General features: G+C 71.7%; 14 protein-coding genes. 7 read left to right on the top strand and 7 right to left on the bottom strand.

All coding sequences use genetic code 11. From position 1 onward, the window contains the following. Positions 1-47 precede the first annotated feature (47 nt). Positions 48-965, top strand: coding sequence for a VTT domain-containing protein (locus tag EV562_RS22100; RefSeq protein ID WP_133888579.1), 918 nt, complete (start codon positions 48-50; stop codon positions 963-965). Here EV562_RS22100 and EV562_RS22095 read toward each other — a convergent pair. Then, the gene (locus tag EV562_RS22095; protein WP_166661943.1) at positions 962-2,671 is read right to left on the bottom strand and encodes a threonine/serine exporter family protein; all 1,710 of its coding nucleotides are present in this window, start codon (positions 2,669-2,671) and stop codon (positions 962-964) included. The genes EV562_RS22100 and EV562_RS22095 overlap by 4 nt on opposite strands. A 113-nt stretch (positions 2,672-2,784) precedes the next feature. After that, the gene (locus tag EV562_RS22090; RefSeq protein WP_003975424.1) at positions 2,785-3,276 is read right to left on the bottom strand and encodes an inorganic diphosphatase; all 492 of its coding nucleotides are present in this window, start codon (positions 3,274-3,276) and stop codon (positions 2,785-2,787) included. Positions 3,277-3,400: 124 nt separating this feature from the next. Between EV562_RS22090 and dacB the strand changes: the two genes are divergently transcribed. From dacB to folE, 6 genes are all read left to right on the top strand, one after another. Further along, on the top strand, positions 3,401-4,957 hold the full coding sequence (dacB, locus tag EV562_RS22085; RefSeq protein ID WP_208298397.1) for a D-alanyl-D-alanine carboxypeptidase/D-alanyl-D-alanine-endopeptidase: 1,557 nt from the start codon (positions 3,401-3,403) through the stop codon (positions 4,955-4,957). 94 nt (positions 4,958-5,051) lie between these two features. Beyond that, positions 5,052-6,179 carry a zinc-dependent metalloprotease gene (locus EV562_RS22080; RefSeq protein WP_133888577.1) on the top strand — a complete coding sequence of 376 codons (1,128 nt, stop codon included), beginning with the start codon at positions 5,052-5,054 and terminating at the stop codon, positions 6,177-6,179. 191 nt (positions 6,180-6,370) lie between these two features. After that, positions 6,371-7,429 (top strand): tRNA lysidine(34) synthetase TilS, encoded by a 1,059-nt coding sequence (tilS, locus tag EV562_RS22075; protein WP_133888576.1) that lies wholly within the window; start codon positions 6,371-6,373, stop codon positions 7,427-7,429. A 93-nt stretch (positions 7,430-7,522) separates the two neighbouring features. Beyond that, the gene (gene hpt, locus EV562_RS22070) at positions 7,523-8,062 is read left to right on the top strand and encodes a hypoxanthine phosphoribosyltransferase (RefSeq protein ID WP_243860136.1); all 540 of its coding nucleotides are present in this window, start codon (positions 7,523-7,525) and stop codon (positions 8,060-8,062) included. A gap of 194 nt (positions 8,063-8,256) precedes the next feature. Further along, a complete protein-coding gene (gene ftsH, locus EV562_RS22065) occupies positions 8,257-10,296 on the top strand; it encodes an ATP-dependent zinc metalloprotease FtsH (protein WP_133888575.1) in 2,040 nt (679 codons plus the stop codon). Between the two features lie 138 nt (positions 10,297-10,434). Next, positions 10,435-11,040 carry a GTP cyclohydrolase I FolE gene (gene folE, locus EV562_RS22060; protein ID WP_133888574.1) on the top strand — a complete coding sequence of 202 codons (606 nt, stop codon included), beginning with the start codon at positions 10,435-10,437 and terminating at the stop codon, positions 11,038-11,040. A 112-nt stretch (positions 11,041-11,152) separates the two neighbouring features. Here the strand turns inward: folE and EV562_RS22055 are convergent, their stop codons facing one another. The 5 genes from EV562_RS22055 to folP all read right to left on the bottom strand — a co-directional run bounded on the left by EV562_RS22055 (position 11,153) and on the right by folP (position 14,209). After that, on the bottom strand, positions 11,153-11,641 hold the full coding sequence (locus EV562_RS22055) for a DUF3180 domain-containing protein (protein WP_133888573.1): 489 nt from the start codon (positions 11,639-11,641) through the stop codon (positions 11,153-11,155). Between the two features lie 70 nt (positions 11,642-11,711). Continuing rightward, positions 11,712-12,323, bottom strand: coding sequence for a 2-amino-4-hydroxy-6-hydroxymethyldihydropteridine diphosphokinase (folK, locus tag EV562_RS22050; RefSeq protein WP_133888572.1), 612 nt, complete (start codon positions 12,321-12,323; stop codon positions 11,712-11,714). Continuing rightward, a complete protein-coding gene (folB, locus tag EV562_RS22045; protein ID WP_133888571.1) occupies positions 12,320-12,679 on the bottom strand; it encodes a dihydroneopterin aldolase in 360 nt (119 codons plus the stop codon). The genes folK and folB overlap by 4 nt, the downstream gene beginning before the upstream one ends. A 166-nt stretch (positions 12,680-12,845) precedes the next feature. After that, positions 12,846-13,349 carry a nuclear transport factor 2 family protein gene (locus tag EV562_RS22040; protein WP_133888570.1) on the bottom strand — a complete coding sequence of 168 codons (504 nt, stop codon included), beginning with the start codon at positions 13,347-13,349 and terminating at the stop codon, positions 12,846-12,848. After that, positions 13,346-14,209: a dihydropteroate synthase gene (gene folP, locus EV562_RS22035; RefSeq protein ID WP_133888569.1), complete on the bottom strand. Its 864-nt coding sequence runs from the start codon at positions 14,207-14,209 to the stop codon at positions 13,346-13,348. Before folP ends, EV562_RS22040 begins: the two co-directional genes overlap by 4 nt. Positions 14,210-14,405 lie beyond the last annotated feature (196 nt).

Raw genomic sequence — 14,405 nt, 5'->3', positions numbered from 1 at the left:
GCAGCCAGGTCCAGCCCGCCTCCCCCCAGCAGCAGGAGCCACAACCCGTGACCACCCTTGCGCTCGGTCCCGAGTGGATCAGTCCGGACTATCTGATCGAGACGTTCAGCCTGCCCGGCATCCTGCTCATCGTCTTCGCCGAGTCGGGACTCTTCGCGTTCCTGCCCGGTGACTCGCTGCTGTTCACCGCGGGCCTCTTCGTCGCCCAGGGCCAGTACATCAGCCAGCCGCTGTGGCTGGTGTGCGCCCTGATCGTGGCCGCCGCCGTCCTCGGCGACCAAGTCGGTTACATGATCGGCAAGTTCTTCGGCCCGAAGCTCTTCAGCCGCCCCAACTCCAAGCTCTTCAAACAGGAGAACCTGGAGAAGGCGCACGAGTTCATGGAGAAGTACGGCCCCAAGGCGATCGTCCTGGCCCGCTTCGTGCCCATCGTGCGCACCTTCGCCCCCATCGTGGCGGGCGCCGGACGCATGAAGTACCGCACCTTCCTCACGTACAACCTCATCGGCGGCGTCGCCTGGGGCACCGGCGTCACCCTCGCGGGCTACTGGCTCGGCCAGATCGAGGCCATCCGGACCAACGTCGAGGCCATCCTCGTCCTGATCGTCCTGGTCTCGGTCGTCCCGATCGCCGTCGAGTACCTGCGCGAGCGCAAGAAGAAGCGGCGCGCCGCGGCGGCCGGACCGGCCCCGCAGGCTCCGCAGCAGCACCAGCCCGCGTACCCGGTCATGGACGACGCCACGACGCAGCTGCGCCGGGTGGACCCCTACGACCAGCCGCAGCAGCCGCAGCAGTACCAGCAGCCGCAGCAGTACCGGCAGCCCCCGCAGCAGCCGTACGCCCAGCAGCCCCCGCAGCAGCCGTACGCCCCGCAGCACCCGCAGGGGTACGGCGACGGGCATCAGCAGTACGGCGACCGGCACCAGCAGTACGGCGACCAGTACCCGTACAACCAGGGCCGCTAGAAACCTCGCGTCCGCTTGGCCGCCCGGCGTCCCGCCGCACTCGCGGCGCCGGGCACCCTCAGGAACAGCCGGGAGATCTCCCCGCCCAGGTTCACCCCGATGGCGATGGCCATCGCCAGCGCCACCGCGTTGGACAGCGACAGCAGCCCCGCGTCGACCTTGCCCTGCGCGATGCCCAGCAGACCGAAGTACGTCGCCGAACCGGGCAGCAGCGGCCCGATCGCCGCAGTGGTGTACGGCAGCGCCGACGCGAACCGGTACCGGGACATCAGCTGCCCGAACAGGCCCACCAGCCCCGCCGCGGCGGCCGTGGAGGCCACCGGTGAGATGTCGCCGGCGTAGTTCATGGCGCCGTACACGCACCAGGCGACGCCACCGTTCAGGGTGACCGCCAGCACGGTGGCCCGCTCCTGCTGGAGCAGGATGGCGAAGGCCAGCGACAGCAGCATCGAGGCGAAGATCTGCACGAACGGGTCGTCACCGGTGCCCAGCTTGGCGTCCGGGTTGAGCTCGGCGCCCAGCTGGACACCGAAGTACAGCACCACCAGCACCCCGGCGACGATGCTGACGAAGAAGTACATGACCTCCAGCAGACGTGCGGCGGCGGTGATGTAGAAGCCGGTCAGGCCGTCCTGCACCCCCGCGACCAGCGCCCGCCCGGGCAGCAGCGCGAACAGCCCACCGGTGATGACCGCCGACGCCTTCACGTCGACGTGGGTCACGGTCAGCACGACGCCCATCGCCGCGGGCGGCATCGCCGCGACCGCGAACTGATAGAACTCCGGCAGCCCGCGCCCGGCGCACAGCCACGCCAGCCGGTCGCCGAGCATCGAGCCGAACATCGCCGCGAAGAAGACGGTCAGCCCACCACCGACGAGCAGCGAGGCCCCGCCCGCGAGCAGACCGCTCGCCATGGTGAGTACCCAGGTGGGGTACGGGTGTCTGTTTCGGCGGATCTCCGCGAGGCGCCGGTAGGCCTCCTCCAGGGAGATGCTCGTGTCCGGGTCGCTGAGGTCGTCCACCAGGTGGAAGACGGCCGCGAGCCGGGTGTAGTCGGTGCCGCGGCGGCGTACCGTCCGCGACGCCGTCACCGGGTCCTCGACCAGGGACGGCTGGTGGGAGATCGACAGCAGGGTGAAGGTGACGTTCGGCTCGCAGCGGTCCAGGCCGTAGGACCGGCAGACGGCGAACATGGCCGCCTCCACGTCCTCGGCGCCCTCACCGCCCGCCAGCAGCAGCTCCCCGATACGCAGCGTCAGGTCGAGCACGCGCGGCACGGCGGGGCCGGTCTCGTCGTCGTGCCGCTGCGACGGCTCGGGCGCGGGCCGCTCCGCCACCGGCATGCGCAGCATGGCGCGCATCCGGTCCTGCCAGGGCACATCGGCGAGGCTCACCGCGGGGAAGCCGCTCGCCGGGGTGAAGGTGGCCGGGGCGGTCCACGCGCTGTGCGTGCTCGGCATGGTGAACGCCGAACCCTCGGCGTCCGCGGGCGTGGCCTGCGGCGCCTCCAGACCGTCGGGGAGCGCGAACTCCGAGGTCGTCTCGGACTCGCCACCGGCGTGTCGCGGGACGGCGAGCCCTTGCGGGATCTCGAACTCCGACGTCGTCGACGACTCGCCGTCGATGGACGCCACGGTCCCGCCGGGCTGCCGGAAGGCACTGCGAGCCTCGTCCGACTGCGGCTTGGGGTCCTCCGCCTCCGTCACCTGCGCAACGCTCCCTGGTACGACCACACCCACCTGCTGACCTCAGTATGGCCACTCAAACGCGAACGGGCCGCACGCGGGTGCGTGCGGCCCGTTGCGGGAAGGGTGCCTGGTCAGTGGCCGCCCTGGTCCTTGAAACGCTTGTACGACCGCTCGATCTCGGCCTCGGCCTCGGTACGGCCCACCCAGTCGGCGCCCTCGACGGACTTGCCGGGCTCCAGGTCCTTGTAGACCTCGAAGAAGTGCTGGATCTCCAGGCGGTCGAACTCCGACACGTGGTGGATGTCACGCAGGTGCTCCACGCGCGGGTCGGTCGACGGCACGCACAGCAGCTTGTCGTCGCCGCCGGCCTCGTCCGTCATCCGGAACATGCCGATCGCGCGGCAGCGGATGAGGCAGCCCGGGAAGGTCGGCTCGTCCAGGATGACCAGCGCGTCCAGCGGGTCGCCGTCCTCGCCGAGGGTGTTCTCGACGAAGCCGTAGTCGGTCGGGTAGGCGGTCGAGGTGAACAGGCGGCGGTCCAGGCGGATACGACCGGTCTCGTGGTCCACCTCGTACTTGTTCCGCGAACCCTTCGGGATCTCGATCGTGACGTCGAACTCCACCGGACGCTCCTCCATGATCAGCACATAGTTCTGGTGGTTAAGTGTCCCTCACGCAGGTGTGTGATCGCGAAAGGGGCTGGTGGCAGTGCCAGAGCTGAGGCCTTGGCGGACCGTGCGACCGCGCGTGGCGCGCGCCGCGGGTGCCGTTCGTCCCCGTCTGGCACGCTTCGCCCGGGCCGCCGCACCGCGCGTCGCGCGGTCCGTGCGGGCCACGGCGCCGCGACTCACCCGGATCACGAGGCCGAAGACCTGGCAGTACACCGCCGGTGCCGCCACCGCCGGACTGGCACTCGCCGCCGGTGTGGTGACCGCCGCCGGCCCCTGGGACTCCACGGGTCAGCGTACGGCCGAGCGGGACCGGGCAGTCGCCCTGGAGCACACGGGTGGCACAGATCACGGCCGCGGATCCGGGGCCTCCGGTACGGCGTCCGGCTCGCCCCGTCCCGCGCCCAGCGCCGGCGCCGTACTGACCGGACTGGGCGGCACCACCGACCCCGGCGGCGTCAAGGCGGCCCCGGGCCAGGAGGACGTCGCGGAGATCCTCGGCCCCCTGCTGGAGGACGACCCCGCGCTCGGTGAGCGCCGCGCGGCCACCGTCGTCGACCTCACCACCGGAAAGCGCCTGTACGGCCTCGACACCGGCCTCCCCCTCACCCCCGCCTCCACCACCAAGATCGCCACGGCGGTGGCCGCCCTCACCGCCATGGGCCCCGACCACCGCCTCACCACCCGCACCGCCCTGGAGGCCGACACCGGCGAGGTCGTCCTGGTGGGCGGCGGCGATCCCACCCTCACCGCACGCAAGGGCCCCCGGGGCCCGGCGAGCCTGCGCACCCTCGCCGAGAAGACCGCCGCCGCCCTCAAGAAGCGCGACGTGCGCAAGGTGACGCTGTCCTACGACACGACGCTGTACGCCGGGACGGAGACGCACCCGATCGGGGTCAACGAGAACCTCGCCCGCGTCACCGCGCTGATGGCCGACGAGGGCCGCACCGACGACTCCACCAGCGGCCCCGCCCCCCGGGTGCCCGACCCGGCCGCCGACGCCGCCCGCGCCTTCGCCGGCTTCCTGAAGGAGCACGGCGTCACCGCTTCCCGTCCCGGCCCCTCCAAGGCCACCGGCCGCGCCGACACCCTCGCCACCGTCTCCTCGCCCCCGCTGTCGGCCCTGGTCGAGCGGATGCTGACCAACAGCGACAACGACCTCGCCGAGGCCCTGGCCCGCCACACCGCCGTGGCGACCGGCAAGAGCGCCGACTTCGAGGGTGCGGGCGCCGCCGTCGCGGCCCGCCTGAAGCAGCTCGGCCTGCCGGTGCGCGGCGCGCGGTTCCACGACGGCAGCGGCCTGGACCGCACCGACCTGCTCACCGCCGACCTGCTCACCGGCCTGCTGACCGAGGCGGCCGACCCGGCCCGCCCCCAGCTCCGCCCGGTGCTCACCGGCCTGCCCGTCGCCCACTTCACCGGGACCCTGGCCGGCCGTTACACGGACGGCGCAGCGGGCCTCGTCCGGGCCAAGACCGGCACCCTGACCGGCGTGAACACCCTCGCCGGCACGGTGGCCACCCCCGACGGCCGCCTCCTGGCCTTCGCCTTCCTGGCCAACGCCACGACGGACGCGTGGGCGGCGCAGTCGACCCTGGACCGCGCGGCGACGGCGCTGGCGTCGCGGGAGCCCTAGCGGGCGTCGGCGACGCCCGGCGGCGTACCCGCCCCCGGCCCGGCCCCGGTCCGCACGGCTGCCCCATGCGGCGGCGCTCCCGTACCGTTGACGCATGACGAGCATCGGCGCAAATTCCGGCATGGTCGACTGGAACCTCGCGGTGGCGACCGCGACCCGGCTCGTGCGACCGGGCCCCGAGGTGAGCCGCGACGAGGCCAGGGCGGTCGTCGGGGAGCTCCGCCGCCATGCCAGGTCCTCGGAGGAGCACGTCCGCGGCTTCACCCGGATGGGCACCGAGGAGACCCACGACACCCCCCTCCTGGTGGTCGACCGGCCCGGCTGGGTCCGGGCGAACGTCGCCGGGTTCCGTGAGCTCCTCAAGCCCCTGCTGGAGAAGATGCAGGAGCGGCGCGGCGGCGGCGCGGGCAACGCGGTCCTCGGCGCCGTCGGCGGCAAGGTGACCGGCGTGGAGCTGGGCATGCTGCTGTCGTTCCTGTCCTCCCGCGTCCTCGGCCAGTACGAGACCTTCGCCCCCGCCACCCGCGAGCTGCCCGCCGGCGCGAACGGCGGCGGGCGGCTGCTCCTCGTCGCGCCGAACATCGTGCACGTGGAGCGCGAACTCGACGTCGAGCCCCACGACTTCCGCCTGTGGGTGACCCTGCACGAGGAGACCCACCGCACGCAGTTCACCGCCGTGCCCTGGCTGCGCGACCACCTCGAGGGCGAAATCCAGTCGTTCCTGGCCGAGACCGACGTGGACCCCATGACCGTCCTCGAACGGATCCGCGAGGCGGCCCAGACGCTGGCGGGGGGCCGTCCCGAGGGAGAGGAGGACGACGGCGGCCGTTCGCTCGTGGAGCTGGTGCAGACCCCCGCCCAGCGGGAGGTCCTCGGCCGTCTCACCGCCGTCATGTCCCTCCTGGAGGGGCACGCCGACTTCGTGATGGACGGCGTCGGACCGGCGGTCGTGCCGACCGTCGGCGAGATCCGCGAGAAGTTCCAGCAGCGTCGCGCCAAGGGTGCCTCCCGCCTCGACCTGGCCCTGCGCAGGCTGCTCGGCCTCGACGCCAAGCTCCGCCAGTACCGCGACGGCGAACGCTTCGTGCGGGCCGTCGTCGACGAGTGCGGCATGGACGGCTTCAACCGCGTCTGGACCTCGCCCAACACGCTCCCCACCAAGTCGGAGATCGCCAAACCGGCGGACTGGATCGCGCGGGTGCACCGCAAGCCGGAGGCGTGAGCCGCGCGGAAGGGGCGTGAACGATTCCGGCCGACGGCAGACGAACGACCCTTCAATCACCCGTCCGAGGGACCGTGAGCCCCCGGCAGGCGTGCGATGCTCGGGGAACGGCCCGTTTCTGTCACCATCTACACACTCTGCGTGACCGAACCTCGGGCTCACCCCCGACAACTTCATGAAGGGCACCGGACATGGGTCCCCATCCTGCGGTCGCGGCGATACGCCTGGCGGTCCGCCGCGTCCTCCACGACATCCTCACCGAACTGAACACTCCGGCCGGCGTCCCCGCCACGACGGCCGCCGGACGCACGCCCGAAGGCGCGTCCGGACTCCCCGACTCCCCGCTCGTCCTCGTGGCGTGCTCCGGCGGCGCCGACTCCATGGCGCTCGCCTCCGCCCTCGCCTTCGAGGCCCCCCGGCTCGGCATCCGCGCCGGCGGCGTCACCGTCGACCACGGCCTGCAGCACGGTTCCGACCTGCGCGCCGAGGAGGTCGTCCTGCGCCTGCGCGAACTGGGCCTCGACCCCGTGGAGGCCACCGCCGTGACCGTCGGCCGCGAGGGAGGCCCGGAAGCCGCCGCCCGCGACGCACGCTACGCCGCGCTGGACGCCGCCGCCGCCCGGCACGGCGCCGCCGCGGTCCTGCTCGGCCACACCCGCGACGACCAGGCCGAGACCGTCCTGCTGGGCCTCGCCCGCGGCTCCGGCATCCGCTCCCTGTCGGGCATGGCCGCGGTCTCGGGGGCCGGCGGCCGTTACCGGCGCCCCTTCCTCCAGGTCGACCGCCAGACCGCCCGCAAGGCCTGCATGGTCCAGTCCCTCCCCGTCTGGGACGACCCGCACAACGCCGACCCCGCCTACACCCGCTCCCGGCTGCGGCACGAAGGCCTGCCCGCCCTGGAGAAGGCCCTCGGCAAGGGCGTCGTCGAAGCCCTCGCCCGTACGGCCCAGCTCTCCCGGGACGACGCCGACGCCCTGGACACCTGGGCCCGCCAGGCCGAGGCCGGCGTCCGCGACGCCACCGGTGTCCTGGAGTGCGCCAAGCTGTACGCGCTGCCCCCCGCCGTGCGCCGCCGGATCCTGCGCCGCGCCGCCCTCGACGCGGGGGCCCCGGGCGGTGCCCTGTTCGCCCGCCACATCGAGGAAGTCGACCGGCTGATCACCGGCTGGCGCGGTCAGGGGGCCATCAACCTCCCGGGCAAAGTCGTCGCCCGGCGGCAGGGTGGCAGACTGGTGATTCGGCAAGGCTGAATCCGGACCCTCCCACCGATCCGCACGGATCACCGGGACGGTCCGGAGTGGCCGGTGGGACGACCGAAAGTGATGCGGGTGGACGCGAACGACATGGGTGCCGACCTCGAGAAGGTACTCATCACCAAGGAAGAGATCGACGCGAAGCTGGCCGAGCTGGCCGCGAAGATCGACGCGGAGTACGCGGGCAAGGACCTGCTCCTCGTCGGCGTCCTCAAGGGCGCCGTGATGGTCATGGCCGACCTGGCGCGCACGCTGTCCACCCCCGCCACGATGGACTGGATGGCGGTGTCCTCGTACGGCGCCGGCACCCAGTCCTCCGGGGTGGTGCGGATCCTCAAGGACCTCGACACCGACATCAAGGGCAAGCACGTCCTGATCGTCGAGGACATCATCGACTCCGGCCTGACCCTGTCCTGGCTGATCTCCAACCTCGGCTCGCGCGAGCCCGCCTCCCTCAAGGTGTGCACGCTGCTGCGCAAGCCCGACGCCGCGAAGGTCGCCATCGACGTGGAGTGGGTCGGCTTCGACATCCCCAACGAGTTCGTCGTCGGCTACGGCCTCGACTACGCCGAGAAGTACCGCAACCTCCCGTTCGTCGGTACGCTCGCGCCCCACGTGTACGGCGGCTGACACGAACCGTGGCGCGTTCCACCGCGTTCCGGCGGGTCACCGGGAACCCCTGAGGCCCCCGCGCCGTTGGAGCATGCAGACGGGCCGTCGGCCCGCCCGTGCGGCTGACGGCCGCCACGCTGGGGTACCGTCAGAAGAACTGTCTTATCAAACTCACTATGGCAGGAGGGACGGGGCGACACCGCTCCGTGTGGATGGACGTGAAGCGATACTTCCGTGGGCCAATCATGTGGATCGTGCTGGCCGTCCTTGCCGTGGTCGTGTTGATGCAGGTCGTGGGCTCGTCCGGTGGCTACAAGACGGTGGACACGGGCCAGGTCGTCCAGGCGATCAACGACAACAAGGTCGAGTCGGCCAAGCTGACCACCGGTGACGAGCAGACCATCAAGGTCCAGCTCAAGGACGGCCAGAAGGTCGAAGACAGCTCGAAGATCCAGGCGAGCTACATCGGCGACCAGGGCGTGACCCTCGCCAACACACTGCAGAACAAGTACCAGGACAAGCAGATCCCCGACGGCTACACGGTGTCGCCGTCGAAGCAGAACCCGTTCGTCGGGATCCTGCTCTCCCTGCTCCCCTTCGTCCTGATCGTCGTCGTGTTCCTGTTCCTGATGAATCAGATGCAGGGCGGCGGCTCCCGGGTCATGAACTTCGGCAAGTCCAAGGCCAAGCTCATCACCAAGGACACCCCCAAGACGACGTTCTCCGACGTCGCCGGCAGCGACGAGGCCGTCGAGGAGCTCCACGAGATCAAGGAGTTCCTCCAGGAGCCGGCCAAGTTCCAGGCCGTCGGCGCCAAGATCCCCAAGGGCGTACTGCTGTACGGCCCGCCCGGCACCGGCAAGACCCTGCTCGCGCGTGCCGTCGCGGGTGAGGCGGGCGTGCCGTTCTACTCGATCTCCGGTTCCGACTTCGTCGAGATGTTCGTCGGTGTCGGTGCCTCCCGAGTGCGCGACCTGTTCGAGCAGGCCAAGGCGAACGCCCCGGCCATCGTCTTCGTCGACGAGATCGACGCGGTCGGCCGCCACCGCGGCGCCGGCCTCGGCGGCGGTCACGACGAGCGCGAGCAGACGCTGAACCAGCTGCTCGTCGAGATGGACGGCTTCGACGTCAAGGGCGGCGTGATCCTCATCGCCGCGACGAACCGGCCCGACATCCTCGACCCGGCGCTGCTGCGCCCCGGCCGCTTCGACCGGCAGATCGCCGTCGACCGCCCGGACATGCAGGGCCGGCTGGAGATCCTCAAGGTCCACCAGAAGGGCAAGCCGGTCGCGCCCGACGTCGACCTGTCGGCCGTCGCCCGCCGCACCCCCGGCATGACCGGTGCCGATCTGGCCAACGTGCTGAACGAGGCCGCCCTGCTGACGGCCCGCAGCGACCAGAAGCTGATCGACAACCACATGCTGGACGAGGCGATCGACCGCGTGGTCGCGGGCCCGCAGAAGCGGACCCGGATCATGTCGGACAAGGAGAAGAAGATCACCGCGTACCACGAGGGCGGTCACGCCCTGGTCGCGGCGGCCTCACCGAACTCCGACCCGGTCCACAAGATCACGATCCTCTCCCGCGGTCGCGCCCTCGGTTACACGATGGTGCTCCCGGACGAGGACAAGTACTCGACCACGCGCAACGAGATGCTCGACCAGCTCGCCTACATGCTGGGCGGCCGCGCGGCCGAGGAGCTCGTCTTCCACGACCCGACGACGGGCGCGGCCAACGACATCGAGAAGGCCACCGGCCTGGCTCGCGCCATGGTCACGCAGTACGGCATGACCGAGCGTCTCGGCGCGATCAAGTTCGGCGGGGACAACAGCGAGCCGTTCCTCGGGCGTGAGATGGCGCACCAGCGCGACTACTCGGAAGAGGTCGCCGCGCTGGTCGACGAGGAGGTCAAGAAGCTCATCGAGACGGCGCACAACGAGGCCTGGGAGATCCTGGTCGAGAACCGCGACGTCCTCGACAACCTCGTCCTCGCGCTGCTGGAGAAGGAGACGCTGGGCAAGGAGGAGATCGCCGAGGTCTTCGCCCAGATCGTCAAGCGCCCGGCCCGGCCCGCCTGGACCGGCTCCTCCCGCCGTACGCCGTCGACCCGTCCGCCGGTGCTCTCCCCCAAGGAGCTCGCCCTGACGAACGGGGCCAACGGCGCCGCGGCGGCGATCTCCACCGCGAAGAGCACCACGACGGAGCCCGCCCCGGCACCGGAACGTGCACCGGAGGACCGCCCGGAGAGCTGACCCCGGTCCGGCTCGCGGGGACGCCCCCGGCGGCCCCACCAGGCCCGGAATGTCTGCCGCACCCCCCAGGTTCTAGCCTTGGGGGGTGCGGCATTTCCGTGATGCCGACCGCAGGACGGATCAGGAACGAGGCATCAGATGACCGACCCCGTGACGCTGGACGGCGAGGGCCAGATCGGCGAGTTCGACGAGAAGCGGGCCGAGAACGCCGTACGGGAACTGCTCATCGCGGTCGGTGAGGACCCGGACCGCGAGGGCCTCAAGGAGACTCCGGCGCGCGTGGCGCGTGCGTACCGGGAGATATTCGCCGGGCTGTGGCAGCAGCCGGAGGACGTGCTGACGACGACGTTCGACCTGGGCCACGACGAAATGGTCCTCGTGAAGGACATCGAAGTCTTCTCGACCTGTGAACATCATCTGGTGCCGTTCCGCGGGGTGGCGCACGTCGGCTACATCCCGTCCGTCAACGGGAAGATCACCGGACTGTCCAAGCTGGCCCGGCTCGTGGACGTCTACGCGCGCCGCCCGCAGGTGCAGGAACGTCTCACGACGCAGGTCGCGGACTCCCTGATGGAGATCCTGGAGCCGCGCGGGGTGATCGTCGTGATCGAGTGCGAACACATGTGCATGTCCATGCGGGGCATCCGCAAGCCCGGCGCCAAGACCCTCACCTCCGCCGTGCGCGGACAGCTGCGGGACGTTGCCACGCGGAACGAGGCGATGAGCCTGATCATGGCCGGCTGAGTGCGGCTGAGTGCGGCTGAGTGCGGCTGGGTGTGGCTGAGGGCGGTGAGTGCGGCTGGGTGTGGCTGAGTTCTGTTTGTCCCGGGTGTTCGCCGGGGGTGTGGGGCGCCGGTCAGGCTGCCGATGCCGCGCCGGGGTGGTCGTCGTCCTCGTCCTCCGGGAGTCGGCAGACTCGCTCCATGAAGAGGGCGGCCGCTATCACGCCGATGCCCGCCACGACCGAGGCGCCCGCGTAGATGGCCTGGTCGCGGCGGGCCGGGATGTCGAGGTACTCCAGCAGGAACGCGCCCGTGCCGCCGTACATGCCGGCGACGAGGGCGGCCACCAGGGCGCTGGCCTGGCCGAAGACGACGGCGCGGGCCGCCATCATCGGGTCGACGCCCTTGGCGCCGGGGACCCGGTCCCGCTGGGCCTTGAGCCGGGCGCGGATCGACAGGGCCGTGGCCAGGAGGATCACCGCGATCAGGGCGAGGACGACGGGGGCGGCCAGGGGGACGCTCGGGAGGGTCCCCACCGAGTTCCACAGGCGGGCGCCGGCCCAGGACAGCACCCCCGCGACGACGAACACGGCGGCCAGCACCCTGATGCGCAACTCTTTCACGGTGTTCCGGTGTCCCTTCGCTCCCCGGCGCGGGTCGTCGTGACCTCGTCGTCCTCGTCGACCTTAACGACTACTCGGGCAGCCGGAGTTCCAGGTCGGCGCGGAGCGTCACGCCGTCGCGGGTGACGGCGGCCAGGAGGTCGGCGACCCTGCCCTGCCCGGGCAGCGCCGCCTCGGGGTCGACGTCCAGCCAGGGGGCCAGCACGAAGGCGCGTTCGTGGGCGCGCGGGTGGGGGAGGGTGAGCTGCGGATCGTCGGAGACGACGTCGGCGTACGCGACGATGTCGACGTCCAGGGTGCGCGGGCCCCAGCGCTCGTCGCGGACCCGGTGGAACGCCTCCTCGACGGCGTGCGCCCGCTCCAGGAGGGAGGACGGGGGCAGCGTCGTCTTCACGATCACGACCGCGTTGAAGTACGAGGGCTGGCTGTCGGGCGCGACGCCCCACGGCTCCGTCTCGTAGACGGGGGAGACCCCTTTGACGCGCACACCCGGTGTGTCCTCCAGGGCGTCGATGGCGCCCTGGAGGGTCTCCAGGCGGTTGCCCAGGTTGGCGCCGAGGGCGATCACCGCGCGCTTCGGGTTGGACAGGGTGGTGTCCGCGGCGTCGACCTGCTCGATGACGGAGGCGGGCACGGGCTGTACGGTCGGGTCGCTCGGACCCTTGGCGAAGGGGGCGCTCATGCACGGCTCCGGATGATGGTGACGGTCACGTCGTCGAAGGGCACGGTGATCGGCGCGTCCGGCTTGTGGACGCAGACCTCGACCTCCTCGACCCCCTCGTGCTTCAGACAGACCTGGGCGATGCGCTCGGCCAGCGTCTCGACGAGGTTGACCGGCTCGCCCTCGACGACGGCCACGACCTCCTCGGCCACGATGCCGTAGTGCACGGTCTTCGCCAGGTCGTCGTCGGCCGCGGCCGGGCGGGTGTCCAGGCCAAGGACGATGTCCACGAGGAAGGTCTGGCCGTCCTCGCGTTCCTTGGGGAACACACCGTGGTGCCCGCGGGCCCTCAGGCCGCGCAGCGCGACACGATCCACGCGAATCACTCCTGCAGTCGTCGGTCTCGGCCGGTCGCACCACGTGCGGGCGGTACGGCGGCCCCAGTCGAATCTACCCGCGTGCACCGACAGTGCCGGGACACGGGGGGTCGGGCCAGGCCGGGGCCGGTCACGTCAGGTCCGGTCCCGGTCAGGTCCAGTTCGGTCAGGGAGGGGTGTCCTCGCCGTCCTCGTCCTCGGTCTCCGTCAGTACGGGGGAGGCGTGGTGCGACCAGAGCTTCCAGCCGGCCGGAGTGCGCCGGAAGGTGTTGGTGGCGACCACCAGCTGTCCGACGAGCGGGCCGAGCTCCTCACCGCCGTCGGGGGCGGGGCCGCCGCTGAGGATGTTCTCGGTGCAGGTGACCAGGGCGGTGTCGCCGGTGACGGAGACGTGCACGTCGGTGAGGAAGAACTGGATGTAGTCCGTGTTCGCCATGATCAGGGCGTAGGAGCGGAGCACCTCGCCGCGGCCGGTGAGCACCGGCCAGCCCGGGTGTACGCAGGAGACCACGCCGGCGTCGGCCGGGTCGTGGTACGACTCGTCGATGCCCAGGTCGGAGGGGGTGAGCCAGAACTCGGAGACCTTCTCGAAGTCGCCCTCCTCCAGTGCCTCGTAGAAGGCGGTGTTGGCGGCCTCGACCTGCTCGACGTCGACGTGCGGCGCGTTCACCGGGCGCCCTCGACGGCGCGGGCGACCCGTACGGCGTCGGCGGTGGCGCGGACCTCGTGGACGCGTACGGCCCAGGCGCCGGCGTGCGCCGCGAGCGCGGAGACCGCGGCGGTGGCCGCGTCGCGCTCGCGCGCGGGGGGCGGGGTGGCCTCCGGGCCGGCCAGGACGCGGCCGAGGAAGCGCTTGCGGGAGGCGGCGACGAGGAGGGGGTGGCCGAGGGCGAGGAGGCGGTCGAGGTGGGCGAGGAGGACGAGGTCGTGCTCGGCGTTCTTGGAGAAGCCGAGGCCCGGGTCGACGACGATGCGGTCGGGGGCGATGCCGCCCTCCAGGACGGCCTCCACGCGTGCGTGCAGCTCGTCGACGACCTCGGTGACGACGTCGGTGTACGTGCCCTTGACGTTGCCGCCCTCCAGGAGGCCGCGCCAGTGCATGACGACGAAGGGGGCGCCGGTGCCGGCGACGACGGGGATCATGCGGGGGTCGGCGAGACCGCCGCTGACGTCGTTGACCAGGGCCGCGCCGGCGGCGAGGGCCTGCTCGGCGACGGAGGCGCGCATGGTGTCGACGGAGACCGTGACGCCCTCGGAGGCGAGGCCGCGCACGACGGGGACCACTCGCCTGAGTTCCTCGTCCTCGTCGACGCGGGTCGCGCCGGGGCGGGTGGACTCGCCGCCGACGTCCACCAGGTCGGCGCCCTCGGCGACCAGGTCGAGGCCGTGCTTGATGGCGGCGGTGGTGTCGAAGAAGCGGCCGCCGTCGGAGAAGGAGTCGGGGGTCACGTTGACGACTCCCATGACCGCGCAGCGGTCCCATGCGGTCAGTCCCGCGAGATGGCGGCGGCGGCCGGTCTGCTTGCTCATGTGTTCAGCGTAGGTGGTGCAGCGCGGGTGCCTCCGGCGGTGGGGGCGGGTGGCGGTGCCTGCGGCGGGCTGTGCGGGTTCGGTTGTGGCGGGGGAGGGTCCCTGCGGCGCCTGTGCGGGTTGGGTGGGTGTGATGCCTGCGGCGCCTGTGCGGGTTCGGTGGGGGTGCGTGTAGCGCCTGGGGTTCGGTGGGTGG

The sequence above is a fragment of the Streptomyces sp. BK208 genome (assembly GCF_004364245.1).
Classification (GTDB): domain Bacteria; phylum Actinomycetota; class Actinomycetes; order Streptomycetales; family Streptomycetaceae; genus Streptomyces.
Note: the sequence above shows the minus strand (reverse complement) of the source record. Positions and strands in the feature narration are given on the sequence as shown.